Raw genomic sequence first — 25,086 nt, 5'->3', positions numbered from 1 at the left:
GCCGGGCGCGCCGGGACGGCGGCCGGCTCCTACCAGCATGACCTCAGGCGCGCGGTTTCGCGGCGTCACCGTCACGTGACGGTGATCTCAGGCGGGGTCCGGGGGTCAGCCGACGCAGAGCAGATTGAGCACGCAGAGCTGTGCGGGCGAGGTGTCCTGCGGTGCCTGAGGGGCGTTCGGCGCCGGGGTGGCACCGGTGCCGGTGTCGTCCGTGGGGGCGGGGTCCGGCGTCTGCTGCTGCCCGCCGGACGGGTTGCCGCCCCCGGTGCCGGGTGCAGTGGTGGCGGGCGGGGAGGACGGCTGTGTGCCGGGCGCCTCGGGGGTGGCCGGACGCGGGGCGGAGGCGGCGTCCGGGCGGGTGATGCGGCGGGTGGTGTGCGAGGAGGACAGGGGTTCCCGCGCCACGTCGGTGGCCGACGGCCGTGCGGCCGGGGTGCTGCCGCGCGGGGCCTCGGAGGCATCGGAGGGGGCGGTCGTCGCCTGGCCCTCGGGCTCGGTGTGCGGCTGCCCGGACAGACCGATGTGCGGCTGTTCGGGTGCGGTGGCCGCCTGGGCCCGGTCGCCGGACTGGCGGTCCAGGGAGGTGAGGGTGAGTCCGCCGCCGACCAGGGCCACGGCGGTGGCGACCACGGCCCGGCGCTGGTTCTTCTTCCAGCGGGCCCGCTGGCGCCGCCGGGCCGCCCGGCCCTGGGGCGCGGCGGTCACGGCCTCGGCGCTCTCGACGCCCTCGAGCAGGTCCGGGCCGTCCTCGGCCGGGTCCCCCGCACGCGCGGTGCCGTCGTGGAAGGAGGCGTCGTGGAAGGAGGCGTCGAACCAGGGCCCGGTGTCCACCGGCCCGCCGGACGCCTGCCCGCCGGACGCGGCCGGGCCCGGCGTGGCCGGCCGGGCGGGACCCGCCGCGGAGGGAGCGATGTCCGGGGCGTAGGCGCCGCACCCGGGGCACACGAGAGCCCCATTGAGGTGCCGGCGGCACGAGGAGCAGTAGTCCATCGGTGGTCTTCCTGGGTTGCCTGCGCCATCGGGTTCAGCCGCGGCCTGGTCGTGTTCGCGCCGGGGGCCGAACTGCCTGAACGCTAACGAGGCCATGGACAGGCTGTGTGCAGCCCGAGTGATACTCCTGGGCAGATCCGGCGGGAAGTGTGCGGGCACCGGTGTCCGCGGCGGTGCCGGTCAGTCCACCGGCCAGGTGTGGGCGGCCGCGTTGAGATGCATGTAGTCCATGTACGACCTGGTCATCCGGCGCAGCGCCTCCCGTCGGTCGGAGGACGATCCCTTCTCCAACTGGTGCACGGTCTCGGCCTGCCAGAGGGCGCCGTTGCGCCCGGTGACGCAGCGCTGCTCGATGATGCCCAGCAGTGGCTCGCGCCACCCGGTGTCCATCCCGGCCAGCTCCAGGCCCCGGTGGGCCAGCGGCAGCAGCCGCCGCAACACCAGTTCCGCGACGGGCACTTCGCCCATGCCGGGCCAGTACAGACGGGCGTCGATGCCGTCACGGGCGGCGGTGTGCAGATTCTCCTCGGCCGCCGCGAACGACATCCGCGACCAGACGGGCCGGTCCTCGTCGACCAGGGCGCGCGTGAGTCCGTAGTAGAAGGCGCCGTTGGCGATGGTGTCGGAGACGGTGGGGCCGGCGGGCAGGACGCGGTTCTCGATCCGCAGGTGCGGTCCGCTGTCGGTGACGGCGTAGACGGGCCGGTTCCAGCGGTAGATGGTGCCGTTGTGCAGGGTGAGCTCGCTCAGTTCGGGGGTCTTGCCCTGCTTGTGCAGCGCGCGCGGGTCCTCGCCGTCGCACAGCGGCAGCAGGGCCGGGAAGTAGCGCACGTTCTCCTCGAACAGGTCGAAGACGCTGGTGATCCACCGCTCGCCGAACCACACCCGAGGCCGGACGCCCTGGGCCTTGATCTCCACCGGGCGGGTGTCCGTGGCCTGCTCGAACAGCGGGATCCGGGTCTCGCGCCACAGTTCGCGGCCGAAGAGGTACGGGGAGTTCGCGGCCAGGGCGATCTGCACGCCGGCGATGGCCTGGGCGGCGTTCCAGTAGGCCGCGAAATCCTTCGGCGCGACCTGGAGGTGGAACTGGGTGCTCGTGCACGCGGCCTCGGGGGTGATTGTGTCCGCGTACGTGGACAGGCGCTCCTCGCCGTCCACGGCGATGCACAGGTCCTCGCCGCGAGCCGCGAAGATCTGCTCGTTGAGCAGCCGGTAGCGCGGGTCGCCGGACAGCGCGGCCTCGCTGACGTCGTCCTCGCCGAGGGTCGGCAGGATGCCGATCATGATCAGGTGGGCGCCGACCGCCGAGGCGCGGTCCTCGGCGTGGTTGAGGGCGTCACGGATCGCCTGCTCCCAGTCGCCCGGGCCGCCGGTCGTCAGCTCCCGGGGCGGGATGTTGATCTCCAGGTTGAAGCGGCCCAGCTCGCTGGCCCAGGCGGGGTCGGCGATGGCCCCGAGCACCTCGGTGTTCCGCATCGCCGGCAGCCCGTCGTCGTCGACGAGGTTCAGTTCGATCTCGAGCCCGACCCGCGGGCGCTCGCTCTCGAACGTCGACTCGCGCAGCATCTGCGCCAGCACGTCGAGGCAGGTGTGCATCTTCTCCCGGTAGAGGCGGCGGTCCTCCCGCGTGAACACCAGGGCCGGCACATCGCGTCCCATGGGGCCCTCCCGAGTTCCCTCGGCGGTCACTTGTCGTGTCCCAGAGTCCCACCTCGGACGCCCCTCGGACAGCCGACGGCGTGAGAGCCGCCCGGCACAGGCCCGGGGCAGGTTTTATGTCATGTGGGAACAAATGAGACGGGGTCCTGGGGTACGCGCGAGGGACCGGGGCCGCAGATCGGTCCAGTGGCTGTCGACGCGGTCCGGGCACGCCTGCCGGGAGCCCTCCCCGAAGACGACCGTCCACCCGCCGGGCACCTCGGCGAAGGACGCGCCGCGAACGGCCCGCGACCGAGTGCTTCACCTCGATGGGCGGCTACCCTCACCGCCGACCCCTGAGGGTAAAAGGACAGGCCGGCGGGGATTGCCCCGTGCGAGGTACCCGCCTAGCCTGCATTTGTGCCGCAAATAAACAAATCACGGTCGCACAGCGTCGTGCGCCGCCCCCTCAGCCCGCTCAGCCGTCTTCGCGTCGTCATCACCGTCTTCTTCGCCCTCGACGGCTTCCTCTTCGCCGGCTGGGTGGTCCGTATCCCCGCCATCAAGCAGCAGACCGGCGCCTCGGCCAGCGCGCTCGGCCTGGCCCTCCTCGGCGTCTCGGCCGGGGCCGTGGTCACGATGGTGTTCACCGGGCGCCTGTGCCGCCGCTACGGCAGCCACCGGGTCACCGTCGTCTGCGCCGTCCTGCTCAGCCTCAGTGTCGCCCTGCCCCCGCTGACCCACTCGGCGCTCGCCCTCGGCGTCGTGCTCGTGCTGTTCGGCGCCGCCTACGGCAGCATCAACGTCGCCTTCAACAGCGCCGCCGTCGACCTGGTGACCGCGCTGCGCCGGCCGGTCATGCCCAGCTTCCACGCGGCGTTCAGCCTCGGCGGGATGGCCGGCGCCCTGCTCGGCGGGCTGGTCGCCGGGGCCCTCTCCCCCACGTGGCACCTGGCGGGCCTCACCGTCGTGGGGCTGGTGGTCACCGCCGTGGCGGGCCGCACCCTGCTGCGGTACGGCCCGCCGGCCACCGCGGCACCGGACCGGCCGAGCGCGGCGCCCGGCCGCCGGGACCCCCGCACCCGCCGGCTGGTGATCGTCTTCGGGCTGATCGCCGGATGCACGGCCTACGGAGAGGGGGCCATGGCCGACTGGGGCGCGCTGCACCTGGAGGAGGACCTGGGGGCCGCGCCCGGTGCCGCCGCCCTCGGCTACTCCTGTTTCGCGCTGTCCATGACGGTGGGCCGGCTCACGGGCACGACTCTGCTCGAACGGCTCGGCCACGGCCGGACCGTCGTCGCGGGCGGTGCGACCGCGGCGGCCGGGATGCTGCTCGGCTCCCTCGCCCCGTCCCTGTGGGCGGCCCTCCTGGGCTTCGCGGTCACCGGGCTCGGGCTGGCCAACCTCTTCCCGGTGGCCGTCGAACGCGCCGGCACGGTCGCCGGGCCGAGCGGAGTGGCCCTGGCCTCCACGTTCGGCTACAGCGGCATGCTCCTGGGACCCCCGGCCATCGGTTTCATGGCGGACTGGTTCTCCCTGCCCGTCGCGCTCACCAGCGTCGCCCTGCTGGCGGCGGTCGCCACGCTCATCGGGGCCGGGACGCGGAGCGCGGCACCGGACCGGCCGGGTACAGCCTGAGCCTTCGGCCCGCTTGTTCCGGCTCGCGTCCGGTGCGAGACTCGCGCCATGGGCGACCACGGGGGACGGCGCGGGCAGGCCGAGCGGGACGCGATCACCGTCGAGATCGGCTACGCGCTGTGCAGCGCGGCGTTCGCCGCGGCCGTGGTGTCCGGCGCCGTCGTGGGACCGGTGTTCGTCTTCGACGTGCCGCCCGGTGTGCGCCGCGCGCTCCTCGCCGTGGGCGCCACCGTCGCCGTAGTGCTGTTCGTCGCCCGGGTCGTGAGCGTGCTGACGCGGTTCCGGCCGGGCGCTCAGCCCAGCCAGCCCGGCCGGACCAGACCGGACTCGTAGGCCAGCACCACCAGTTGGGCCCGGTCACGGGCGCCCAGCTTCACCATCGTGCGGCTGACGTGGGTCTTCGCGGTGAGCGGGCTGACCACCAGGCGGCGGGCGATCTCCTCGTTGGACAGGCCGATGCCGACCAGCGCCATCACCTCGCGTTCCCGTTCGGTCAGACGGGCCAGGGCGCCGGCGGCCGCGGGCTCCTTGGAACGGGCGGCGAACTCGGCGATCAGGCGCCGGGTCACGCCCGGCGAGAGCAGCGCGCCCCCGTCGACCACCGCCCGGACCGCGCGCAGGAGTTCGTCCGGCTCGGTGTCCTTCACCAGGAACCCCGAAGCGCCCGAGCGGATCGCCTCGAAGACGTATTCGTCCAGCTCGAAGGTGGTGAGCATGACCACCTTCACGTCCTCCAGCGCGCTGTCCCCGGTGATCCCGCGCGTCGCCGCGAGCCCGTCGAGCACGGGCATCCGGATGTCCATGAGCACCACGTCCGGCCGCAGTTCGCGCACCGAGCGCACCGCCTCCTCGCCGTCCGCGGCCTCCCCGGCCACCTCGATGTCCGGCTGCGCGTCGAGCAGGGCCCGGAACCCGGCCCGCACGAGTGACTGGTCGTCGGCGAGCAGTACGCGGATCACCGGTCCTCCTCCTGGGGGGTCACGTTCTTCGCGCGCTTCGACGTCGTGAGCGGCAGGACGGCCAGGACCCGGAAACCGCCGTCGCCGCGCGGGCCCGCCTCGATCGTGCCACCGAGCGCGGCGGCACGCTCCCGCATCCCGGCCAGGCCGTTGCCGCTGCCGCCCGCGTCGGCGCCGGTCGCCGGGCCGTCGTCGTCGACGCGCAGCCGGAGCGTCGCCCCGTCCGCCTGCTCGAACCGTACGCGCGCGTGCCGCGATCCCGAGTGGCGTACGACGTTGGTGAGGGCCTCCTGGACGATCCGGAAGGCCGCGAGGTCCGTGCCCGGCGGAAGCCCTGGCGGCTCGCCCTCGACCTCGACGGTGAGCCCGGCGCCGGCCGCCTGGGCCACGAGTTCGGGCAGCCGGGCGAGGCCGGGGGCGGGGGCGCGCGGGGCGGCGCCGGGCGCGCGGAGGGTGTCGAGGACCTGGCGGACCTCGCCGAGCGCCTCCTTGCTCTGGGCCTTGATGGTGGTGAGCGCGGTGCGCGCCTGCTCGGGGTCGGTGTCCAGGAGGGCGAGGCCGGCACCCGCCTGGACGTTGATCACCGAGATGCTGTGGGCGAGGACGTCGTGCAGTTCGCGGGCGATCCGCAACCGCTCCTCGTCGGCGCGCCGCCGCGCCGCCTGGGCCCGTTCGGCCCGCTCCCTCGCCCACTGTTCACGGCGGGCCCGCGCCAGCTCCGACACCGCCACGACGGCGACGACCCAGGCGGTGACGACCGCCTCCTGCCCCCACGGGGCGGCCCCGTCCCCGGCGGGCGGCAGCCGGCGGTACAGCCAGTGGCCGACGAGGACGTGCCCGGCCCACAGTGTTCCGACGGCCATCCAGGCGGCCCACCGGTGTCCGGTGACGACGGCGTTGAAGCAGGCCACGGCGACGGTCAGGAAGACCGGGCCGTAGGGGTAGCCGGCGGCCAGGTAGACCAGGGCGGCCGCCGAGGTGCCGAGGGCGACCGGCACGGGGTACCGCCCGCGCCAGAGCAGCAGGGCCGACGCCACGAACAGCAGGGCCCGGGCGAACAGGTCGAGGTCCTGACGCCCGTCCTGCTGCCCGCGGGCCGCGAACGAGGAGCCGACCAGCACGACGAAGGTGACCAGCGCGGTGGAGCGCCAGGGCCACCGGGGAGCGCCCTCCCCGGCGTCGTCTTGGCGGTTCCACCACGGCGGCCCGTGCCGCCACCACGCCGGTGGACCGCCGGGCCGGTGTGCCTGCTGCTCGTCCATGGTGGCCACGCTAGACGCGCCGGCCGGGGGGCGGCGTCACCCGCGCGTGGTGATCACGCGTACTCCCCGTGAAGTACGCCCCGGCTCGCCGCTCAGCGCAGGCCGGCCCCGTGGGCGATCCGGACGGCCGCGTGCCGGAAGAACGGCGGCCGGTCCTCCACGACCCGGTTGAACTGGCCAAAGATCTCGAAGCCGACCAGCCCGAACAGCTCGGCCCAGGCGGCGACGAGGGCCACGACCGTCGCCGGGGGCAGGTCGGGGGCGAGGTCGGCGGCCATGCGCCGGGCCTCGGCGACCAGGTCGTCCGGCAGTTCCCGCGCCTCGGCGAGGACGCCCTCGTGGTGGGCGTCGCGGACGATGCCGATGAACAGCAGCCCCACCCGTGAGGCGGCCGGGACCGTGGTGACGGGAGCGGTGTAGCCGGGCACCGGCGACCCGTAGATCAGCGCGTACTCGTGCGGGTGCTCCAGTGCCCAGGCGCGGACGGCCTCCGCCACCGCCGTCCAGCGTTCCAGGGGCGCGCCGTCCACGACCCGTTCGTTCGCCGCCTCGGCGGATGCGCCGAGGGAGTCGTAGGCGTCGATGATGAGAGCGGTCAGCAGGTCGTCGCGGCTCGGGAAGTAGCGGTAGAGCGCGGAGGAGACCATGCCGAGGGAACGGGCGACGGCGCGCAGCGAGAGCCGGGCCGCGCCCTCCTGCGCGAGCTGTCTGCGCGCCTCCTCCTTGATGGCGGCGGTGACTTCCATCCTGGCGCGGGCCCGTGCGCCCTGTGCGGTGCTGCTCATACCGCGCAGTCTCCCACGCATTTCAGAGCGGTGCACACATTCGAGAGCAGTGCTCTTGCTTTGGATCGACGCTGTCGTGCAGACTGCCCTCAAGCGAGAGCAGTGCTCTCGAATTCCGGTCTCCCGACCGTCCGAAGGGGTCACCATGTCGTCGCCGTACTACCTCGAGGGCAGCCCGCTCAACGTCCGCTTCAACAACGTCGTGGGCTGGCTCGCCCGGCACGGCCTGAGCGTCGCCGGCACGGCGGAGCTGTCCGTGCGGGGCCGCAAGAGCGGAAAGACGCAGCGCGTCCCGGTCAACCCGCACGTCCACGACGGCGTGCAGTACCTCGTCTCGGCCCGCGGGCACTCCCAGTGGGTGCGCAACATGCGCGTCGCCGGCGGCGGTGAACTGCGGGTCGGGCGCAAGGTGCGCGCGTTCACCGCGGTGGAGCTGCCCGACGAGGAGAAGCTCCCGATCCTGCGCACCTACCTGGAGAAGTGGGGCTGGGAGGTCAACCAGTACTTCCAGGGGGTGACCGCGAAGTCCACCGACGAGGAGATCGTCGCCTGCGCCCCGGACCACCCCGTCTTCCGGTTCACGGTCGACGAGTGAGGTCCCTTGGGCGCGATCGCCGTCAGGAGGCCGGCTGCTCGCCCGCGGACACCTGGCGGCGGTCCAGCGCGCTCAGGGCGCGGTGGGCCATCGGGTGGGTGCGGACGATCTCGGCCAGCGTCGTCGAGCCGCGGGTGATGTCCGTGAACGCCTTCCAGGCCGGCCGGAACCCGGTCAGCACCGCGTGGAAGAGGCCGGGCCGGCGCTCGAACACCGTCAGCAGCCGCTTCCCGACGCTCATCTCCACGCCGAGGCCCGCCTTGACGGCGAACGCGTAGTTCAGCGCCTGGCGCCGGGTGTCCACGGCGTCGTGCGCCTCGGCGATGCGCACCGCCCACTCCCCCGCGAGCCTGCCCGACCGCAGCGCGAAGGAGATGCCCTCGCGGGTCCACGGCTCCAGCAGGCCCGCCGCGTCACCGCACACCAGCACCCGCCCGCGCGAGAGCGGCGAGTCCTCCGCGCGGCAGCGCGTCAGATGGCCGGAGGAGATGCTCGGTTCGAACCCGGCGAGGCCGAGCCGCCCGATGAACTCCTCCAAGTACCGCTTGGTCGCGGCGCCTTCGCCGCGGGCCGAGATGACGCCGACCGTGAGGGTGTCGCCCTTGGGGAAGACCCAGCCGTAACTGCCGGGCATCGGACCCCAGTCGATGAGCACCCGGCCCTTCCAGTCCTCGGCGACCGTCTCCGGCACCGGGATCTCCGCCTCCAGGCCGAGGTCGACCTGGCCGACCTTCACCCCGACGTGCGCCCCTATCCGGCTGGCGCTGCCGTCCGCGCCCACCACGGCCCGGGCGAGGACGGTCTCCCCGCCCTGCAGGACGAGGGCGACGCTGCGCCGGTCCGGCACGGCCGAGCCGTGCTGCTCGACGCGCTGCACGGTGACGCCCGTGCGCAGCTCGGCGCCGGCCTTCTGCGCGTGCTCGACGAGCTGCTGGTCGAACTCGGGGCGGTTGATGAGCCCGAACAACGTATGGCGGGAGCGGCGGGTGCGCGCGAAGCGGCCGTTGTGGGAGAAGGTCACCGCGTGCACCCGGTCCCGCAGCGGGAGGTCGAAGCCGGGCGGGAGGGAGTCGCGCGAGGGGCCGATGATCCCGCCGCCGCACGTCTTGTACCGGGGCAGCTCCGCCTTCTCCAGCAGCAGCACGCGTCTCCCGGCGACCGCCGCCGCGTAGGCGGCCGAGGCACCGGCCGGACCCGCACCCACCACGACGACGTCCCAGACCTGCCGCACGTCGTCCGCCGAAGACTTCTCGCTGCTCACGATGGCCTACTGCTCCCGCTCTGTTCGCCGCCCGATGCTGTCCCCCGCATCCTACGGCGGACGTCGTCGCAGGCCACTGTGGGAGGATCACAGCACCCACACGTACAACGTCGCACCCACAAGGAGCGTGCCCATGTCGTCGATTCCGGTCGCCGAGACCGTCGCCTCGCTGATGCCGCGGGCGAAGGCGGAGCTCACCGAACTGGTGGCCTTCAAGTCGGTGGCGGACTTCGACCAGTTCCCGAGGAGCGAGAGCGAGGGGGCGGCCCGCTGGGTCGCCGACGCGCTGCGCGCGGAGGGCTTCGAGGACGTCGCGCTGCTGGACACCCCCGACGGCACCCAATCCGTGTACGGCTTCCTGCCGGGCCCCGAGGGCGCGAAGACCGTGCTGCTGTACGCCCACTACGACGTGCAGCCCCCGCTGGACGAAGCAGGGTGGAGCACCCCGCCCTTCGAGCTGACCGAGCGCGACGGCCGGTGGTACGGGCGCGGGGCGGCCGACTGCAAGGGCGGCGTGATCATGCACCTGCTGGCGCTGCGCGCGCTCAAGGCGAACGGCGGCGTCCCGGTGCACGTGAAGGTGATCGCCGAGGGCTCCGAGGAGATGGGCACCGGTGGCCTCGAACGGTACGCCGAGGCGCACCCGGAGCTCCTGAAGGCCGACACCATCGTGATCGGCGACGCGGGCAACTTCCGGGTCGGCCTGCCGACGGTCACCACGACGCTGCGCGGCATGACCATGGTCCGCGTGCAGGTCGACACGCTGGCCGGGAACCTGCACTCCGGCCAGTTCGGCGGGGCCGCGCCCGACGCGCTCGGCGCGCTGATCCGCGTGCTGGACTCGCTGCGCGCCGAGGACGGCTCGACGACCGTCGACGGGCTGGCCGGCGAGTCGTCCTGGGAGGGACTGCAGTACGACGAGGCGCGGTTCCGCACCGACGCCAAGGTGCTCGACGGCGTGGAGCTGATCGGCTCCGGCACGGTCGCCGACCGGATCTGGGCCCGCCCGGCCGTGACGGTCCTCGGCATCGACTGCCCGCCCGTGGTCGGCGCCACCCCGTCCGTGCAGGCGAGCGCCCGCGCCCTGGTGAGCCTGCGGGTGCCGCCGGGCGTGGACGCGGCCCACGCGACCAAGCTGCTCCGGGCCCACCTGGAGTCGCACACGCCGTGGGGCGCGCGGGTGAGCACCGAGCAGATCGGGCAGGGCCAGGCGTTCCGCGCCGATCCCACCAGCCCGGCGTACCAGGCCATGGCGGACGCGATGGCCGTGGCGTACCCGGGCGAGGAGATGCAGTACGCCGGGCAGGGCGGCTCGATCCCGCTGTGCAACACGCTCGCCTCGCTCTACCCGGAGGCGGAGATCCTCCTGATCGGCCTGAGCGAGCCCGAGGCGCAGATCCACGCCGTGAACGAGAGCGTGTCGCCGCAGGAGCTGGAGCGGCTGTCGGTCGCCGAGGCGCTGTTCCTGCGCAACTACGCGGGAAGCTGAGCCCGCGGTGGGCACCGCCCGCCTCGGGTGGCGCCCACCGCGGGCCGTTCAGGACGGTGCCGGGGTGCCCGCCTCGAGATACAGCGCCGTCCCGCGCTCACGGGCCCGCAGCGCCCAGCGCAGCCGTTCATAGCGCACCGGTGGCAGCAGGTCGGCGGCCTCCGCCTCGGTGACGAAGCGCCAGTCCCGCAGTTCGGGTCCGGGCAGCACCAGGCGTTCGGCGTCGGTGGAGTCCAGCCTGCCGCCGTCGAACAGCAGCCGCAGACCGCCGTAGCGGGGCGGTTCGGGCCGCTCCCAGTCGACCACCAGGAGCCGCGGCACGTCCGGGAGCCGTATCCCGGTCTCCTCCGTGACCTCGCGCATGCCGCCGCGCGCCGGTGCCTCGCCGGGTTCGACGACACCGCCGGGGAACTCCCAGCCGGCCTTGTACGTGGGGTCGACCAGCAGGACGCGGTCCCGCTCGTCGAAGAGGAGCACCCCGGCGGCGAGGGTCTCGGCGGTGGGCTCCGGCGTCTGCACGATGTCGCAGACCGGCACCTCGCCGTTGCCGACCGCCCCGGCGATCCGCACGGCGGTCTCGTACGGCGTCAGACGGCTGTTGTCGACCGGGTGGGCGTCCGCCACCAGCCACGCGGCGAGCGCGGCGCGGTACGGCTCGATGTGGTCGTAGGACCACTGCCGGACGCGTATCTCGCCGTCGGGCGGGTCGGGCGGGATCTCCCGCCCCGCTATCCGGGCGCGCAGGATCGTTTCCGCCGGGGCGAGGAGGACATGCTGGACGGTGATGCGGCGGGCGGCCAGACCGCCGAAGATCTCGTCGCGGTACTCCTGGCGCAGCAGGGTCACGGGGACCACGAGCGTCCCGCCGAGCTCGGCGTGCAGCGCCGCTGCGGTGTCGATCACCAGCCGCCGCCAGATCGGCAGGTCCTGGAGGTCGCCGACCTCGGCCAGGTGTTTGGGCGGCAGCAGGTGGGTGAGTGCCGCGCCGATGACCTCGGGGTCGAAGAGCGTGCTGTTCGGGATCAGCTCGATCAGCTCCCGTGCGGTGGTGGTCTTCCCCGCACCGAACGCGCCGTTGATCCAGACGATCACGTTTCCCCCTCTTCTGTTGGCCCCCTGTGGCTTGCCCGCTCCACACTGCCACGGAAACCACTCCCAGGAGAGGGCGCATGGCGACGGCGCCGCCCTCCGCTCGGGAGCGGGGGTGCGGCGCCGTGCGGGCGGGCCGGCGGGGCCTGTCAGCCCTTCTTCCCGGAGGTGCGGTGCGGGGCGTCGTTCACGGCCCGGTCCGCTTCCCGGTTGACGGCCTTGCCGAAGGTGTTCAGGGCCTGGTCCACGTTGACCCCCGCGAGCTTGGTCGCACCGGTCGTGCCGAGGCCGTCGATCTTCTTGCCGCTCACATCCACCCCGGCGGCCTTGATCTGTCCGCCGGCGAGACCGGGCAGACCGGTGTCGGGGGCGCCGGTCCCGGGAGGGCCGACCAGCTCGGCCGAGTGCGACGGGGTGACGGCGGCGACGACGAATCCGGTGGCCAGGGAGGCGATGGCGAGCATGCTGCGCTTCTTCATGACCGGTCCAACTGCGAAAACGGCCGGACGGTCACGCCCCGGTCCGGGACGGATCGGACGACAACCGGACCCCGGCCGCGCGCCGGTCCTCCCGGCGCCGCCGGACGAGCTCGCGGGCCGCGTCCGGCCAGTTCGGGTGGGTGAAGCCGAAGCCGGCGTCCAGCAGCCGGCCGGGGACCACCCGACGGCTCTTGAGCAGCAGTTCGGTGTCGGAGCGCAGCACGAACGCGCCGATCTCGGCCATCGCCTTCGTCGCGGGCAGGCCGACGGGGACGCGCGCGGCGGAGCGCAGGGCGCTCATGAAGGCGCGCTGCGGCAGCGGCTCCGGGGCGGCGAGGTTGACCGGCCCGGCCAGGTCGTCCCGGGCGATCAGGTACTCGGCGGCGCGGACGAAGTCGTGCTCGTGGATCCAGGAGACGTACTGCCGGCCGCCCGCGACGGGGCCGCCGAGCCCCAGGCGCACCAGCCGCAGCAGGACGTCGAACACGCCGCCCCGGTCCGGGCTCATGACCATCGCGGAGCGCAGGGCCACCTTGCGGGTGTGCGGGGTGTCGGCCTCGTCCAGGGCCCGCTCCCAGGCCCTGGCGATGTCGACGCTGTAGGACCAGTAGCCCGGCACATCGGGTTCGTGGCCGCCGATGACGCCGGTCGCCTCGTCGTGGGGCGCGTCGAAGCGGTGGGCGTAGACGGTGGCCGTGCTCATCTGGAGCCAGACGCGCGGCGGCCTGGCGGCGTCCGCGATCGCCTCGCCGACGATCTCGGTCGAGCGCACCCGTGAGTCCATCATGGCCTTGAGGTGGGGCGCGGTGTATCGGCAGCTGACGCTGCGTCCGGCCAGGTTGACGACGACGTCGCTGCCGTCGATCTCCGCCGTCCACGGCCCCACGGTCGTGCCGTCCCAGCCGACCTCACCCGTCCGGACCGGACGCCTGGTCAGGACGACGACCTCGTGGCCGGCCGCGCTGAGCGCACGGTTCAGGATCGTGCCGACCTGCCCGGCGCCGCCGGGGATCACGATCTTCATGGGGGTCCCCCTCTCGTCCGGCATGACCCTAGCCCATATTTGAACACGTTCAAAACCCCGTCGGCGGACCCCTCTTGGCACCGCTTCAAGCCCGACCACTTTCCAACACAGTCCGACACGTTCTACCGTGAGCAAACCATGACGCGTACATGACGTCTCCCTTTGCAGGGACGGAGGAACGTGACCATGCGTCACCTTCACAGCCGCACCACCCGCACGAGACTGATCGGGGCGCTCACCGCGGCACTGCTCTGCGCCGCCGGGCTCGCCGCCCCCGCCGCGGCCGCCGCTCCCCCGGCCCCGGCCGTGGACGACGGTCTCGCCCTGACCCCACCCATGGGCTTCAACAACTGGAACTCCACGCACTGCCGTGCCGAGTTCGACGAGGCCATGGTGAAGGGCATCGCCGACCTCCTGGTCGAGAAGGGGCTCAAGGACGCCGGCTACCAGTACGTCAACCTCGACGACTGCTGGGCGCTCCCCTCCCGGGACGCCGACGGCAAGCTGGTGCCCGACCCGGCCCGCTTCCCGCACGGCATCAAGGCGGTCGCCGACTACGTCCACGCCAAGGGGCTGAAGTTCGGGATCTACACGAGCGCCGGCACCAAGACCTGCAACAGCGCGGGGTTCCCGGGCGCGCTGGGCCACGAGTACAGCGACGCGCGGCAGTTCGCCGACTGGGGCGTCGACTACCTGAAGTACGACAACTGCAACAACCAGGACGTGGACGCCCGGCAGCGCTACACGACCATGCGCGACGCGCTGCGGGCCACCGGCCGCCCCATCGTGTACAGCATCTGCGAATGGGGCGAGAACAAGCCCTGGGAGTGGGCCTCCGACGTGGGCCACCTATGGCGCACGACCGGCGACATCAGCGACTCGTGGGGCTCGATGCTGTCGATCCTCAAGCAGAACCTGCCGCTCGCGGCCCACGCGGGCCCCGGCCGCTGGAACGACCCCGACATGCTGGAGGTCGGCAACGGCGGCATGACCGGCACCGAGTACCGCTCGCACTTCTCCCTGTGGGCGATCATGGCCGCGCCGCTGCTCATCGGCTCCGACCTGCGCACCGCCTCCGCGGAGACCTTCGAGATCCTCGGCAACCGGGAGGTCGTCGCCGTCGACCAGGACCCCCTGGGCCGGCAGGGAACCGTCGTCTCCTCCGAGGGCGGGCGCTGGGTCGTCGCCAAGGAGATGCGGGACGGCAGCCGCGCGGTGGCGCTGTTCAACGAGTCCGACACCGCCCAGCGCGTCACGACGACCGCCGAGGAGGTCGGACTGCCCGCCGCGGGCGCCTACACCCTGCGCGACCTGTGGCGGCACCGCACCCTCAACACGGCGGGCACGATCTCCGCGACGGTGCCCGCGCACGGCACCGTCCTGGTCCGCGTCGCCGCCGACGGCCGGTGGGCCCAGCACCCGCCCGCGGTCGAACTCGGCGTGGACGGCGGCCTGCTGTTCGAGCCGGGCCGGACCGCTGCGCTGACCTCCACGGTCACCGATCTCGGGCGTACGGCCGCCCGGCGCGTGTCCGTGTCCCTGTCCGGGCCCGAGGACTGGTCCCTCCGGCCGACGTCGCCGGCCACCTCGCCCGCGCTGCCCACGGGCCGCGCCCTGCGCACCGGATGGGAGGTCACCGTGCCCCGAGGGACGCCCACGGGGCCGTACGCGCTCACCCTCACGGTGCGGCACCGCTCACCGGCGGGCGACCGGGTCGAGACCGCGCTGCCGCTCACCGCGACCGTGGTGACCGCGCCGCCTGCGGGGACGTCGGGACTCGGCGCTCTGCCGTGGCTGTCGGCCACCAACGGATGGGGGCCGGTCGAACGCGACACCAGCAACGGGGAGAGCGGCGCGGGCGACGGGAACCCGATCACCATCGGCGGGGTCGTGTACGGCACCGGCCTCGGCGTCCACGCCGAGAGCACCGTCGGCTACTACACGGGCGGCGCCTGCGAGACGGTGACGGCGCACGTCGGCGTCGACGACGAGGAGGGCGCGGACGGCACCGTCGCCTTCGAGGTCTGGGCGGACGGCACGAAGGCCGCCTCGACCGGCGTCCTCACCAATGCCATGCCGGCCCAGACGCTCACCGCCGACGTGACCGGGGCGCAGGTGGTCCGGCTCGTCGTCACCGACGGCGGGGACGGCGTCACCTCGGACCACGGGGACTGGGCGCAGGCGCGGCTGAGCTGCTGAGGCGCCCGGCCCCCGAGGCGGACTCAGACCCCCGCCGCGGCCACGCCCGTCCGACCGGCGAGCGCGGCCGCGGCGGCACCGACCAGACCGGCGTCGGTGCCCATCCGGGCGGGCGTGACGGTCAGGCGCCGCACGAAGGACAGGGTGGCGTAGTCGGCGAGCGCCTTGCGCAGCGGCGTGAACAGGACGTCGCCCGCCTTGCCGACGCCGCCGCCGATCACCGCCACGTCGATCTCCACGAGGGTCGCGGTGGCCGCGATCCCGGCGGCCAGGGCCCGTGCGGCCCGCTCGAAGGAGGCCACGGCGACCGGGTCGCCCTCACGCGCGGCGACGGCGACCGCGGCGGCGGAGGTGTCGCCGTCCGGTCCGGGCCGCCAGCCGGCGTCCAGGGCCCGGCGGGCGATGTTCGGGCCGCTCGCGATGCGCTCCACGCAGCCGCGCGAGCCGCACGGGCACAGGTCGCCGTCGAGGTCCACGCTGATGTGGCCGATGTGGCCGGCGTTGCCCGTGGGCCCGGGGTGCAGCCGCCCGCCCAGCACCAGACCGCCGCCGACGCCCGTGGAGACGACCATGCACAGCGCGTTGTCGTGCCCCTGGGCGGCCCCCTGCCAGTGCTCGGCCGCGGTGATGGCCACGCCGTCGCCGATCAGCTCGACGGGCAGCCCACCGGTCGCCTCCCTGACCCGCCGCACCAGCGGATAGCCGCGCCAGCCGGGGACGTTCACGGGGCTCACGGTGCCCGCCGAGGCGTCCACCGGTCCCGCGCTGCCGATCCCGAGCGCCGAGACCTGCCCCCACAGGGGAGAGGCCGCGAGCTCCTGGACGACCTCCTCGACGGCCCGCATCACGGTCTCGCCGTCCTCCCGCGCCGGAGTCGGGCGCTGCGCCCGGACCGCGATGGTGCCGTGACCGTCCACCAGCGCTCCGGCGATCTTGGTGCCGCCGATGTCGAGCGCAGCCACGAGGTCGTTGTGCATCTGATTCAGTTCTCCCCGTCAACCATTCGGAACTCCCGCCGAGGGCGGAAATCGGACGCGCCGGTCTGGCGGTGGGGGCGCAGGCCGGAGATTGCGGTGGACAGTGTCTCCCGGATCTGACAACGTTGTCCAGGCTCTATGCTCGACGCCACATCCTCATACAAGCCCATGGACCGCCGCATCCCCGTGGACGAGAACAGGACAGGACACCGCATCGTGCCCGAGACCATCCGCCGTTCCGACCGGCTTCCCGAGAGCCGCTACGGCAATCGTCCGACTATGAAGGACGTCGCCGCGCGTGCCGGAGTCGGTCTGAAGACCGTCTCGCGCGTGGTCAACGGGGAGCCCGGAGTCACACCGGAGACGGAGCGCCGCGTCCAGGAGGCCATCGACGCCCTGGGCTTCCGCCGCAACGACAGCGCCCGTGTGCTGCGCAAGGGCCGCACGGCGAGCATCGGCCTGGTCCTGGAAGACCTCGCGGACCCCTTCTACGGCCCGCTGAGCCGCGCGGTGGAGGAGGTGGCGCGGGCGCACGGCGCCCTGCTCATCAACGGCTCCAGCGCCGAGGACCCCGACCGTGAGCAGGAGCTGGCGCTCGCCCTGTGCGCACGGCGCGTGGACGGGCTGGTGGTCATCCCGGCCGGTGACGACCACCGCTATCTGGAGCCCGAGCTGAAGGCCGGCGTCGCCACCGTGTTCGTGGACCGCCCGGCCGGGCAGATCGACGCCGACTGCGTCCTGTCGGACAACTTCGGCGGGGCCCGCGACGGCGTGGCCCACCTGATCGCCCACGGGCACCGCCGCATCGGCTTCATCGGCGACATGCCCCGCATCCACACGGCCGCCGAGCGGCTGCGCGGCTACCGGGCCGCCATGGAGGCCGCCGGGATACCGGTGGAGGACGCCTGGATGTCCCTCGGGGTGACGGACCCGGAGCGGGTGCGCCGGGCCGCCGAGGACATGCTCAAGGGCCCCTCCCCCGTCACCGCGATCTTCACGGGCAACAACCGGGTGACCGTCACCGTGATCCGGGTGCTCGCCGCGCAGAGCCGCCGGGTCGCCCTCGTGGGCTTCGACGACCTCGAGCTCGCCGACCTGCTGCAGCCCGGGGTGACCGTGGTCGCCCAGGACGCGGCGGCCCTCGGCCGTACGGCCGCCGAGCGGCTGTTCGGCCAGCTGGACGGCACGCTGGTCGCCCCCGAGCGCATCGAGCTGCCCACCAGGCTCGTCACCCGCGGCTCGGGCGAGCTGTCGCCCGAGGACTGAGCGGACATGGACGGCACGTCCGGGGCGGGTCCCGGGGAGGCGGTGGACGACCGCACGCTGGAGGCGCTGGGCCTGGCCGAGGCGCCCCGCGACCATCCGCTGCTCTACCCGGGCGCCTGGCCGAGCGACACCGCGCTCCTCGACGGCGATCGGCTGCTGCCGCTGGAACGCCTGGTGCACGACGCCCGGGTCCCGGTCCTCGCCGTGGGCTCCAACGCCTGCCCCGCCCAGCTGCGGCGCAAGATGCAGGCGTTCGGGATCGACTCCCCCGTGCCCCTGGTGAGGACACGGGTGACGGGTCTCGCCGTCGGCGTCTCCGCCCATGTGAGCCGCCCCGGGTACGTCTCCGCCGCTCCGTTCCTCGCGCACGACCATGTGACCGAGCTGTTCGTGATCTGGCTGGACGAGGAGCAGCTCGCGGTGATGGACGCCAGCGAGGGCGTGCCCCGGTCCGACGGCAACTACGCCCGCGCGTGGCTGCCCGCACCGGACGTACGGATCGGCCTGGCGGACGGCACGACGCTGCCGGGCGCCTTCGTCTACGTCAACCGCCACGGCGTCCTGCACGACGGCACCGGCGCACCGCGCACCCACCCCGGGCAGCGGCCGCTCCTCACCGAACTGCTGTCGGGGTCGGCCCGGTTGCGGGAGCTGTTCGGCGCCACCCCCGAGGAGTTCAGCGCGCGGGTCCGCGAGGACGTGCGTCTGTGCGCACTGGGCACCGCGGTGTTCGCGCGGGAGAAGCTGGTGACGGCGTCCGGGCTCGAGCCGTACGTCGGCGTCTGAGGTCAGCAGACGGGGAGGCCGGGGACCGGTGCGTCGTTGTCGCCGCCCTTGATGTAGACGTCGCTGACGAAGACCCCGGTGTTGCCGCTGTCGTCGTCGGTCCTCGCCCACCAGACGTTGGTCCACCGGCCGGACGTCTCGCGGCGGCCGAGGTTCTGCTGGCAGTAGAAGTAGTTGGTGCCCGCGTTGAGGACTCCGGCCTTGGCGCCGGAGGCGGTGTAGGAGTCCGCCGTCTTCCAGACCTCGCAGTTGTACCGGCCGCCGCCGATGGGCCGGCAGGCCGCGGCGGGCGTGGTGGGGGTGTCCCCTGGCTTCGCCCCGCCGTCGTCCCCGCCCGTGCCGGGGGCACCGCCGCCCGCGGTCCTGGTCGGCGACGCGCCGCCGGGCCGCTCGGCGGGCTTCCGGTCCGCCGGCCGGCTCGGGTCGCCGGTCGTGGCGGGGGACGTGGAGGCGTCCCGTTCGGTCAGCCCGGAGTCGCCCGCGCGGTCGGCCTCCGGGCTGCCGTTCGCCCGGACGGCCGGGCCGGTCGCCGTCGGGGACGTCCTGCCGCCCGCCGCGGCCGGGGCCTTGCCGTCGTGGTGGTTCAGCAGGGCGGCGGTGATGCCGCTCGCGGCGAGGACGACGGCGACGGCCGCGGCGGCGAGCAGCGCGCGGCCCCGGTGCCGCGGCCGGGTGCCGGAGGAGCCGGTCAGGGGGCCGGTGGCGCCCGGGTCGTGCGGCGGCGGTCCGGGGTACGGCTGTCCGGCCGGGGCGAACCCCTGTGCCGCCGGAGTTCCCGGAGTCGTGGGACCGTCGGCGCCCTGGGCTGCCGGCCCGAAGCGCGGGGCGCCGGGCAGATCCGAGGCGGGGACGCCGGGGCCGGCCCCCGACACGTCCGCCGCCGTCCGCTCGCGCGCCGGCCCTGTGCCGGACGGGGACAGGCCGCGCAGGGCGGTCGTCGGGGTGTCCGTACCGGAGTCCGCCACCGCCCGGAGGAGGTCGCGTGCCTCCTCGGCCTCGGGACGGGCCTCGGACCGTTTGTCCAGCAGCCGCTCCAGGACGGGGGTGAGGGGCCCGGCCCGACGGGGTGCGGGCAGGGGCTCGCCGACGATCGCGGTGAGCGTGGAGAAGGTCGAGGTGCGGCGGAAGGGCGCGGAGCCCTCGACGGCGGCGTACAGCGTGGCGCCGAGCGCCCACACGTCGGAGGAGGGGCCCGGTGCGGCGCCCTGGGCCCGCTCGGGCGCCAGGAAGTCGAGTGAGCCCACGAGCTGCCCGGTGCGGGTCAGTTGGGTCGCGGAGCCGTCGCCGGGGTCGTCCATCGTCGCGATGCCGAAGTCGGTGAGGACGACGCGGCCGGAGGCCTCCAGCAGGATGTTGCCGGGTTTGACGTCCCGGTGCAGGACGCCGGCCCGGTGGGCGGCGGCCAGCGCGTCCATGACCTTCGCGCCGATCCCCGCCGCCTCGTACGGGTCGAGGGTGCCGCGCTCCCGCAGCACCGCCTCCAGGGAGGGGCCGTCGACCAGTTCCATGACGATGAGCGGGCGGCCGTCGACCTCGGCGATGTCGTGCACGGCGACGACGCCGGAGTGCCGGATCCGGGCGGCCGCGCGCGCCTCGCGCCGCATCCGCAGCCGGAGGTCGGCGAGTTCGGGACCCGCGGCGTCGGAATAGGTGCGCAGTTCCTTGACGGCCACCTCGCGGCCGAGGACCTCGTCGACCGCCCGCCAGACGACGCCCATGCCGCCGCGTCCGAGCTGTGCCACCACCCGGTAGCGTCCGGCCAGCATCCGGCCGGGCTCCTCCGTCTGCCCGCTCTCCCCCGAAGACACCGCAACCCCGTTCCTGTGGCCCGTCCTTGCGCGTGCCGTACAGCCTACGGGGCGCGTACGACGCCGGGGTCACCGTGGGCGGGCGCCCGGGGGCCCGGCGGACGGTGTGCGTGCGCCAAAGCGACCGCGGACGGCGGGGCGCGGGCCTCAGCTCCCGGACGCCGTCAGGTCGCCGCGTCGGGGTGAGGCGTAGCCCTCCAGGTCGGCGCGGGTCAGACCGGTGAGCCGGGCCACCTCGCCGATGTCGAGAGCGCCGCAGTCCAGGCCGCGCAGCAGATAGCCGCCGAGTGCCTTGGCGGTGGCGGGCTCGTCCATGACGTCGCCGCCGGCCCGGTCGGCGTACCGGGCGAGCCGGGCGGCGGCCTGCTCGAACCCCTCGCGGTAGAAGGCGAAGACGGCCGCGTAGCGGGTGGGGATGTGGCCGGGGTGCATGTCCCAGCCCTGGTAGTAGGCGCGGGCGAGGGCGCGGCGGGCGAGGCCGTAGTGGAGCCGCCATGCCGCGTGCACCTGCTCGGTCGGGCCGACGGGCAGGACGTTCGTCGATCCGTCGCAGACGCGCACGCCGGTGCCGGCCGCGGCGACCTGCATGACCGCCTTGGCGTGGTCGGCGGCCGGGTGGTCACTGGCCTGGTGGGCTGCCGAGACGCCGAGGCAGGCGCTGTAGTCGAAGGTGCCGTAGTGCAGTCCGGTGGCACGGCCCCCGGCGGCCTGGATCATGCGGGCGACGGTGGCGGTGCCGTCGGCGGCGAGGATGGCCTGGCTGGTCTCGATCTGGATCTCGAAGCCGATCCGGCCGGTGTCCAGGCCGTGTGCCTTCTCGAACTCCTCCAGGAGCCGCACCATGGCGGTGACCTGCTCGGGGTAGGTGACCTTGGGCAGGGTGAGGACCAGTCCGCCGGGCAGCCCGCCGGCCTCCATGAGGCCGGTGAGGAAGATGTCGAGGGTGCGGGTGCCCCGGGCGCGGACGGGCGCCTCCATGCACTTCATGCGGATGCCCATGTACGGGGCGGCCGTCCCGTCCCGGTACGCCTGGGCGATCAGCCGGGCCGCGCGGGCGGCGGCCTCGTCCTCCTCGGCGTCGGGACGGGAGCCGTAGCCGTCCTCGAAGTCGACCCGCAGGTCTTCGACGGGCTCGCGCTCCAGCTTGGCGCGGACCCGTGTGTACACCGGCTCGGCGAGTGCGTCGGGGAGGCCGAGCACGGCGGCGAAGGACGCGGCGTCGGGGGCGTGTTCGTCGAGGGCGGCGAGGGCCCGGTCGCCCCAGGAGCGCACGGTGCCGGCGGCGAAGACGTCGCCGGGGACGTAGACGGTGTGGACGGGCTGACGGGTGCGGGGGTCTCCGGGGTACCGGCGCTCCAGTTCGGCGTCGACGGGGGCGAGGGAGGCGTCGATCTCCTCGCTGACGGCACCCGCGAGGCTCGTCGTCACCTTCTCCTGCCGGCCCATTCCCACGCCCTCCGCTGCCGCCCTACGGTTCAACAATCTGTTGAATAACGGTATCGGGAGTGCTCCGCCCTGGTCAACACCGTGTCCACGGCCGCAGGGTCGCACGCTCCTGTCCATCATCCGACGCACGAGGCCCCCGTGACCGTCGGAAAACGGTCACGGGGGCCTCGGTGTGCCGGGTGGGGATCAGCCCTTGCGGGCCTTGACCTCCTCGGTCAGGGCCGGGACGACGTCGAAGAGGTCGCCGACGACGCCGTAGTCCACCAGCTCGAAGATCGGGGCCTCGGCGTCCTTGTTGATCGCCACGATCGTCTTCGAGGTCTGCATGCCCGCGCGGTGCTGGATCGCGCCGGAGATGCCGGAGGCGATGTACAGCTGCGGCGAGACCGACTTGCCGGTCTGGCCGACCTGGTTGGTGTGCGGGTACCAGCCGGCGTCCACCGCGGCACGCGAGGCACCGACGGCCGCGCCGAGGGAGTCGGCGAGCGCCTCGATGATCGCGAAGTTCTCGGCGCCGTTGACGCCACGGCCGCCGGAGACCACGATCGCGGCCTCGGTCAGCTCCGGGCGGCCGGTCGACTCACGCGGCGTGCGCGCGGTGACCTTGGTGCCGGTGGCCTTGTCGGAGAAGGTCACCGAGAGGGCCTCGACCGCGCCTGCGGCCGGGGCGGCCTCCACGGCGGCCGAGTTCGGCTTGACCGTGATGACCGGGACACCCTTGGAGACACGGGACTTGGTGGTGAAGGAGGCGGCGAACACCGACTGGGTGGCCACCGGGCCCTCGTCGCCGGCCTCGAGGTCGATGGCGTCGGTGATGATGCCGGAGCCGATGCGCAGCGCCAGACGGGCGGCGATCTCCTTGCCCTCGGCGGAGGACGGGACCAGCACGGCGGCCGGGGAGACGGCCTCGACGGCGGCCTGCAGGGCGTCGACCTTCGGCACGACCAGGTAGTCGGCGTACTCGGCGGCCTCGTGGGCGAGGACCTTGACGGCACCGTGCTCGGCGAGGGTGGCGGCGGTGTCACCGGCGCCGTTGCCCAGCGCGACGGCGACCGGCTCGCCGACACGGCGGGCCAGCGTCAGCAGCTCCAGGGTGGGCTTGCGGACGGCACCGTCCACGTGGTCGACGTAGACGAGAACTTCAGCCATGGGATTGCTCTCCTGCGAAACGAAGTTGAGGGGCGGTCGGCGTGTCGAGCCTTAGATGAACTTCTGGCTCGCGAGGTACTCGGCGAGCTGCTTGCCGCCCTCGCCCTCGTCCTTGACGATCGTGCCGGCGGTACGGGCCGGACGCTCGGCCGCGCCGTCGACCACGGTGTAGGCGCCCTCGAGACCGACCTCCTCGGCCTCGATGTCGAGGTCCGACAGGTCCCAGGACTCCACCGGCTTCTTCTTGGCGGCCATGATGCCCTTGAAGGAGGGGTAGCGCGCCTCGCCCGACTGGTCCGTGACGGACACGACGGCCGGCAGGGAGGCCTCCAGCTGCTCGGAGGCGGCGTCGCCGTCGCGGCGGCCCTTGACGGTGCCGTCCTCGACGGAGACCTCGGACAGCAGGGTGACCTGCGGGACGCCCAGGCGCTCGGCCAGCAGGGCCGGGACGACGCCCATGGTGCCGTCGGTGGAGGCCATGCCGGAGACGACCAGGTCGTAGCCGGCCTTCTCGATCGCCTTGGCCAGCACCAGGGAGGTGCCGATGGCGTCGGTGCCGTGCAGGTCGTCGTCCTCGACGTGGATGGCCTTGTCGGCACCCATGGACAGCGCCTTGCGCAGGGCGTCCTTGGCGTCCTCCGGACCCACGGTCAGGACGGTGACCTCGACATCGTCGTCGGAGTTCTCGGAGATCTGCAGCGCCTGTTCGACCGCGTACTCGTCGAGCTCGGAGAGCAGACCGTCCACGTCGTCCCGGTCGACGGTCAGGTCATCGGCGAAGTGCCGGTCGCCAGTGGCGTCGGGCACGTACTTCACAGTGACAACGATCCTCAAGCTCACGCCGGCTCTCCTACTGCGTCGACTTTTCTCTGCTGCCTCTTGCAGGCAGCATAGGCGCCCCAAGCGGCCGATCCCGATCGGGGCGACCCGCGCTCCGAGCGAAATATTACTCGTCAGTACATACAGTTCGTTCCCGCTAAGCAAGCGCTTTGAACTGTGACCTTTGCAACGCAGCGTAATCGGAATCCGACGGCTCCGCAGAACACGCCGAGCGCTTCCTCGGTCACACCGCGGCGGTGACCTCAGTCACGCAGCCCGTTGAACCGGCCCTGGTGGTACAGCAGGGGGCGGCCCTGCCCGGAGGGGTCCCCGAGGACGACCTCGGCCAGCACGATGCGGTGGTCGCCCGCCGGGACGCGCGCCACCACCCGGCACACCATCCACGCGAGCACCCCGTCGAGCACCGGGACCCCCTCGGGGCCCTCGCTCCAGACGGTGGGCGGCCCGAAGCGGTCGGCGCCGCTGCGGGCGAAGGTCGCGGCCAGGTCCTGCTGGTGCTCGCCGAGTATGTGGACGCCGACGTGGTCCGTCGCGGCGATGGCCGGCCAACTGGAGGCGCCGGCACCCACGCCGAAGGAGAGCATCGGCGGTTCCGCGGAGACGGAGCTGAGGGAGGTCGCCGTGAAGCCGACGGGCCCGCTCTCACCGCGGGCGGTGATCACCGCCACACCGGCGGCATGGCGCCGGAAGACGGAGCGGAGCAGATCGGGGGAGGCGAGCTGAGCGGATTCCAGGCCGGGAGAGGCCGTCATGGAGTTGTCCTTCTGCGAGGGGAGTCGGGGGCGATCCGTGGCGCGTCAACAGCCCGGACAGCGCGCGCCCACCGTGCGGGCCGGGTCGGCGGGGGCCCGTCCGAAGAGAAGGAGTTCCTCACACATACGGTCAGGCTGACGATAGATGGTCCGCGCAGTCAAGTGCGTTCCGGCATGTGGGAGATGACTCACCCTCGGCATCACGGCCCCTCAGACCGCCTCGCCCAGAGCCGCGATCACGTCGGCCTTGCGGGGCTGCCCGGTGGCCCGCCGCACCACGGCGCCCTCGGCGTCGAGGACCAGCACGGTCGGCGTCTTGAGGATGTCGAGCTGACGCACGAGGTCGAGGTGCTCCTCGGCGTCGATCTCGATGTGGCGGACACCCGGCACCATGCCGGCGACCTCGCCCAGCACTCGCCGGGTGGCCCGGCAGGGGGCACAGAAGGCGCTGGAGAACTGCACGAGCGTCGCGCGCTCTCCGAGCTCGCCACCCAGCTCGCTCGCGCCGAGCCGCTTCCCGTCGTCGCGCCCGCGCACCCTTACCCTCCCGCTCCGCCGCCGATGCAGCATTCCGTACACACTCGCCACCGCGAGCACCGCCACGCACACCATGAGTCCGGTCATCACCCTGCTCAAGCATTCACAAGACTGCAA

At 73.5% G+C, this 25,086-nt stretch carries 23 protein-coding genes and 1 pseudogene; 7 read left to right on the top strand and 17 right to left on the bottom strand.

Going from position 1 to position 25,086, the window contains the following annotated elements:
* Nucleotides 1–105: 105 nt before the first annotated feature.
* The 3 genes and pseudogenes from ACFRAC_RS04780 to ACFRAC_RS04770 form a co-directional block, all read right to left on the bottom strand.
* Nucleotides 106–945 (bottom strand): hypothetical protein, encoded by an 840-nt coding sequence (locus ACFRAC_RS04780; protein ID WP_382920671.1) that lies wholly within the window; start codon nucleotides 943–945, stop codon nucleotides 106–108.
* Nucleotides 946–1,170: 225 nt separating this feature from the next.
* Nucleotides 1,171–2,649, bottom strand: coding sequence for a glutamate-cysteine ligase family protein (locus tag ACFRAC_RS04775; protein ID WP_382920668.1), 1,479 nt, complete (start codon nucleotides 2,647–2,649; stop codon nucleotides 1,171–1,173).
* 114 nt (nucleotides 2,650–2,763) lie between these two features.
* A pseudogene (locus tag ACFRAC_RS04770) lies at nucleotides 2,764–2,919 on the bottom strand (MbtH family NRPS accessory protein); the annotation flags it as partial.
* Between the two features lie 129 nt (nucleotides 2,920–3,048).
* Here ACFRAC_RS04770 and ACFRAC_RS04765 point away from each other — a divergent pair.
* Both ACFRAC_RS04765 and ACFRAC_RS04760 read left to right on the top strand, forming a co-directional pair.
* Entirely contained in the window at nucleotides 3,049–4,266 is a 1,218-nt protein-coding gene (locus ACFRAC_RS04765) for an MFS transporter (RefSeq protein WP_382920665.1), read from the top strand.
* A 48-nt stretch (nucleotides 4,267–4,314) separates the two neighbouring features.
* On the top strand, nucleotides 4,315–4,599 hold the full coding sequence (locus tag ACFRAC_RS04760) for a DUF6332 family protein (protein WP_382920662.1): 285 nt from the start codon (nucleotides 4,315–4,317) through the stop codon (nucleotides 4,597–4,599).
* Here ACFRAC_RS04760 and ACFRAC_RS04755 read toward each other — a convergent pair.
* The 3 genes from ACFRAC_RS04755 to ACFRAC_RS04745 all read right to left on the bottom strand — a co-directional run bounded on the left by ACFRAC_RS04755 (nucleotide 4,560) and on the right by ACFRAC_RS04745 (nucleotide 7,272).
* Nucleotides 4,560–5,225 carry a response regulator gene (locus ACFRAC_RS04755; RefSeq protein WP_382920659.1) on the bottom strand — a complete coding sequence of 222 codons (666 nt, stop codon included), beginning with the start codon at nucleotides 5,223–5,225 and terminating at the stop codon, nucleotides 4,560–4,562. The two genes, ACFRAC_RS04760 and ACFRAC_RS04755, sit on opposite strands and share 40 nt — an antisense overlap.
* A complete protein-coding gene (locus tag ACFRAC_RS04750; protein WP_382920657.1) occupies nucleotides 5,222–6,487 on the bottom strand; it encodes a sensor histidine kinase in 1,266 nt (421 codons plus the stop codon). Before ACFRAC_RS04750 ends, ACFRAC_RS04755 begins: the two co-directional genes overlap by 4 nt.
* Nucleotides 6,488–6,579: 92 nt before the next feature.
* Nucleotides 6,580–7,272, bottom strand: a complete 693-nt coding sequence (locus ACFRAC_RS04745; RefSeq protein ID WP_382920654.1) for a TetR/AcrR family transcriptional regulator — start codon at nucleotides 7,270–7,272, stop codon at nucleotides 6,580–6,582.
* 145 nt (nucleotides 7,273–7,417) lie between these two features.
* On the opposite strand from ACFRAC_RS04745, the gene ACFRAC_RS04740 reads away from it, so the two are divergent.
* Nucleotides 7,418–7,867: a nitroreductase family deazaflavin-dependent oxidoreductase gene (locus ACFRAC_RS04740; protein ID WP_382920651.1), complete on the top strand. Its 450-nt coding sequence runs from the start codon at nucleotides 7,418–7,420 to the stop codon at nucleotides 7,865–7,867.
* Between the two features lie 22 nt (nucleotides 7,868–7,889).
* On the opposite strand, the gene ACFRAC_RS04735 is transcribed toward ACFRAC_RS04740, so the two are convergent.
* Nucleotides 7,890–9,128 (bottom strand): geranylgeranyl reductase family protein, encoded by a 1,239-nt coding sequence (locus ACFRAC_RS04735; RefSeq protein WP_382920648.1) that lies wholly within the window; start codon nucleotides 9,126–9,128, stop codon nucleotides 7,890–7,892.
* A gap of 133 nt (nucleotides 9,129–9,261) precedes the next feature.
* Between ACFRAC_RS04735 and ACFRAC_RS04730 the strand changes: the two genes are divergently transcribed.
* Nucleotides 9,262–10,617 (top strand): dipeptidase, encoded by a 1,356-nt coding sequence (locus tag ACFRAC_RS04730; protein ID WP_382920645.1) that lies wholly within the window; start codon nucleotides 9,262–9,264, stop codon nucleotides 10,615–10,617.
* A gap of 48 nt (nucleotides 10,618–10,665) precedes the next feature.
* On the opposite strand, the gene ACFRAC_RS04725 is transcribed toward ACFRAC_RS04730, so the two are convergent.
* The 3 genes from ACFRAC_RS04725 to ACFRAC_RS04715 all read right to left on the bottom strand — a co-directional run bounded on the left by ACFRAC_RS04725 (nucleotide 10,666) and on the right by ACFRAC_RS04715 (nucleotide 13,209).
* Entirely contained in the window at nucleotides 10,666–11,709 is a 1,044-nt protein-coding gene (locus tag ACFRAC_RS04725; protein WP_382920642.1) for an NUDIX domain-containing protein, read from the bottom strand.
* A gap of 146 nt (nucleotides 11,710–11,855) precedes the next feature.
* The gene (locus ACFRAC_RS04720) at nucleotides 11,856–12,185 is read right to left on the bottom strand and encodes a hypothetical protein (RefSeq protein WP_382921156.1); all 330 of its coding nucleotides are present in this window, start codon (nucleotides 12,183–12,185) and stop codon (nucleotides 11,856–11,858) included.
* Nucleotides 12,186–12,216: 31 nt separating this feature from the next.
* Nucleotides 12,217–13,209 (bottom strand): DUF1731 domain-containing protein, encoded by a 993-nt coding sequence (locus ACFRAC_RS04715; protein WP_382920639.1) that lies wholly within the window; start codon nucleotides 13,207–13,209, stop codon nucleotides 12,217–12,219.
* A gap of 186 nt (nucleotides 13,210–13,395) precedes the next feature.
* Here ACFRAC_RS04715 and ACFRAC_RS04710 point away from each other — a divergent pair, with 186 nt between their 5' ends.
* Nucleotides 13,396–15,408, top strand: coding sequence for an NPCBM/NEW2 domain-containing protein (locus ACFRAC_RS04710; protein ID WP_382920636.1), 2,013 nt, complete (start codon nucleotides 13,396–13,398; stop codon nucleotides 15,406–15,408).
* Between the two features lie 23 nt (nucleotides 15,409–15,431).
* Here ACFRAC_RS04710 and ACFRAC_RS04705 read toward each other — a convergent pair whose 3' ends face one another.
* The gene (locus ACFRAC_RS04705; protein WP_382920633.1) at nucleotides 15,432–16,385 is read right to left on the bottom strand and encodes an ROK family protein; all 954 of its coding nucleotides are present in this window, start codon (nucleotides 16,383–16,385) and stop codon (nucleotides 15,432–15,434) included.
* A gap of 216 nt (nucleotides 16,386–16,601) precedes the next feature.
* Here ACFRAC_RS04705 and ACFRAC_RS04700 point away from each other — a divergent pair, with 216 nt between their 5' ends.
* Both ACFRAC_RS04700 and ACFRAC_RS04695 read left to right on the top strand, forming a co-directional pair.
* A complete protein-coding gene (locus ACFRAC_RS04700) occupies nucleotides 16,602–17,651 on the top strand; it encodes a LacI family DNA-binding transcriptional regulator (protein WP_382920631.1) in 1,050 nt (349 codons plus the stop codon).
* 6 nt (nucleotides 17,652–17,657) lie between these two features.
* On the top strand, nucleotides 17,658–18,437 hold the full coding sequence (locus ACFRAC_RS04695; RefSeq protein ID WP_382920628.1) for a hypothetical protein: 780 nt from the start codon (nucleotides 17,658–17,660) through the stop codon (nucleotides 18,435–18,437).
* Between the two features lie 2 nt (nucleotides 18,438–18,439).
* On the opposite strand, the gene ACFRAC_RS04690 is transcribed toward ACFRAC_RS04695, so the two are convergent.
* The 6 genes from ACFRAC_RS04690 to ACFRAC_RS04665 form a co-directional block, all read right to left on the bottom strand.
* Nucleotides 18,440–20,245 (bottom strand): protein kinase, encoded by a 1,806-nt coding sequence (locus tag ACFRAC_RS04690; RefSeq protein ID WP_382920625.1) that lies wholly within the window; start codon nucleotides 20,243–20,245, stop codon nucleotides 18,440–18,442.
* Nucleotides 20,246–20,392: 147 nt separating this feature from the next.
* Nucleotides 20,393–21,691 (bottom strand): DUF6986 family protein, encoded by a 1,299-nt coding sequence (locus tag ACFRAC_RS04685; protein ID WP_382920623.1) that lies wholly within the window; start codon nucleotides 21,689–21,691, stop codon nucleotides 20,393–20,395.
* A gap of 186 nt (nucleotides 21,692–21,877) precedes the next feature.
* Nucleotides 21,878–22,840 (bottom strand): electron transfer flavoprotein subunit alpha/FixB family protein, encoded by a 963-nt coding sequence (locus ACFRAC_RS04680; RefSeq protein ID WP_382920620.1) that lies wholly within the window; start codon nucleotides 22,838–22,840, stop codon nucleotides 21,878–21,880.
* Nucleotides 22,841–22,891: 51 nt separating this feature from the next.
* Nucleotides 22,892–23,680: an electron transfer flavoprotein subunit beta/FixA family protein gene (locus tag ACFRAC_RS04675; RefSeq protein WP_382920617.1), complete on the bottom strand. Its 789-nt coding sequence runs from the start codon at nucleotides 23,678–23,680 to the stop codon at nucleotides 22,892–22,894.
* 242 nt (nucleotides 23,681–23,922) lie between these two features.
* Nucleotides 23,923–24,432, bottom strand: coding sequence for a flavin reductase family protein (locus ACFRAC_RS04670; protein WP_382920614.1), 510 nt, complete (start codon nucleotides 24,430–24,432; stop codon nucleotides 23,923–23,925).
* Between the two features lie 210 nt (nucleotides 24,433–24,642).
* Nucleotides 24,643–25,056, bottom strand: coding sequence for a TlpA family protein disulfide reductase (locus ACFRAC_RS04665; protein ID WP_382920611.1), 414 nt, complete (start codon nucleotides 25,054–25,056; stop codon nucleotides 24,643–24,645).
* Between the last annotated feature and the right edge of the window lie 30 nt (nucleotides 25,057–25,086).

The organism is Streptomyces sp. NPDC056628, from assembly GCF_042792555.1.
Taxonomy (GTDB): Bacteria; Actinomycetota; Actinomycetes; order Streptomycetales; family Streptomycetaceae; genus Streptomyces.
Note: the sequence above shows the minus strand (reverse complement) of the source record. Positions and strands in the feature narration are given on the sequence as shown.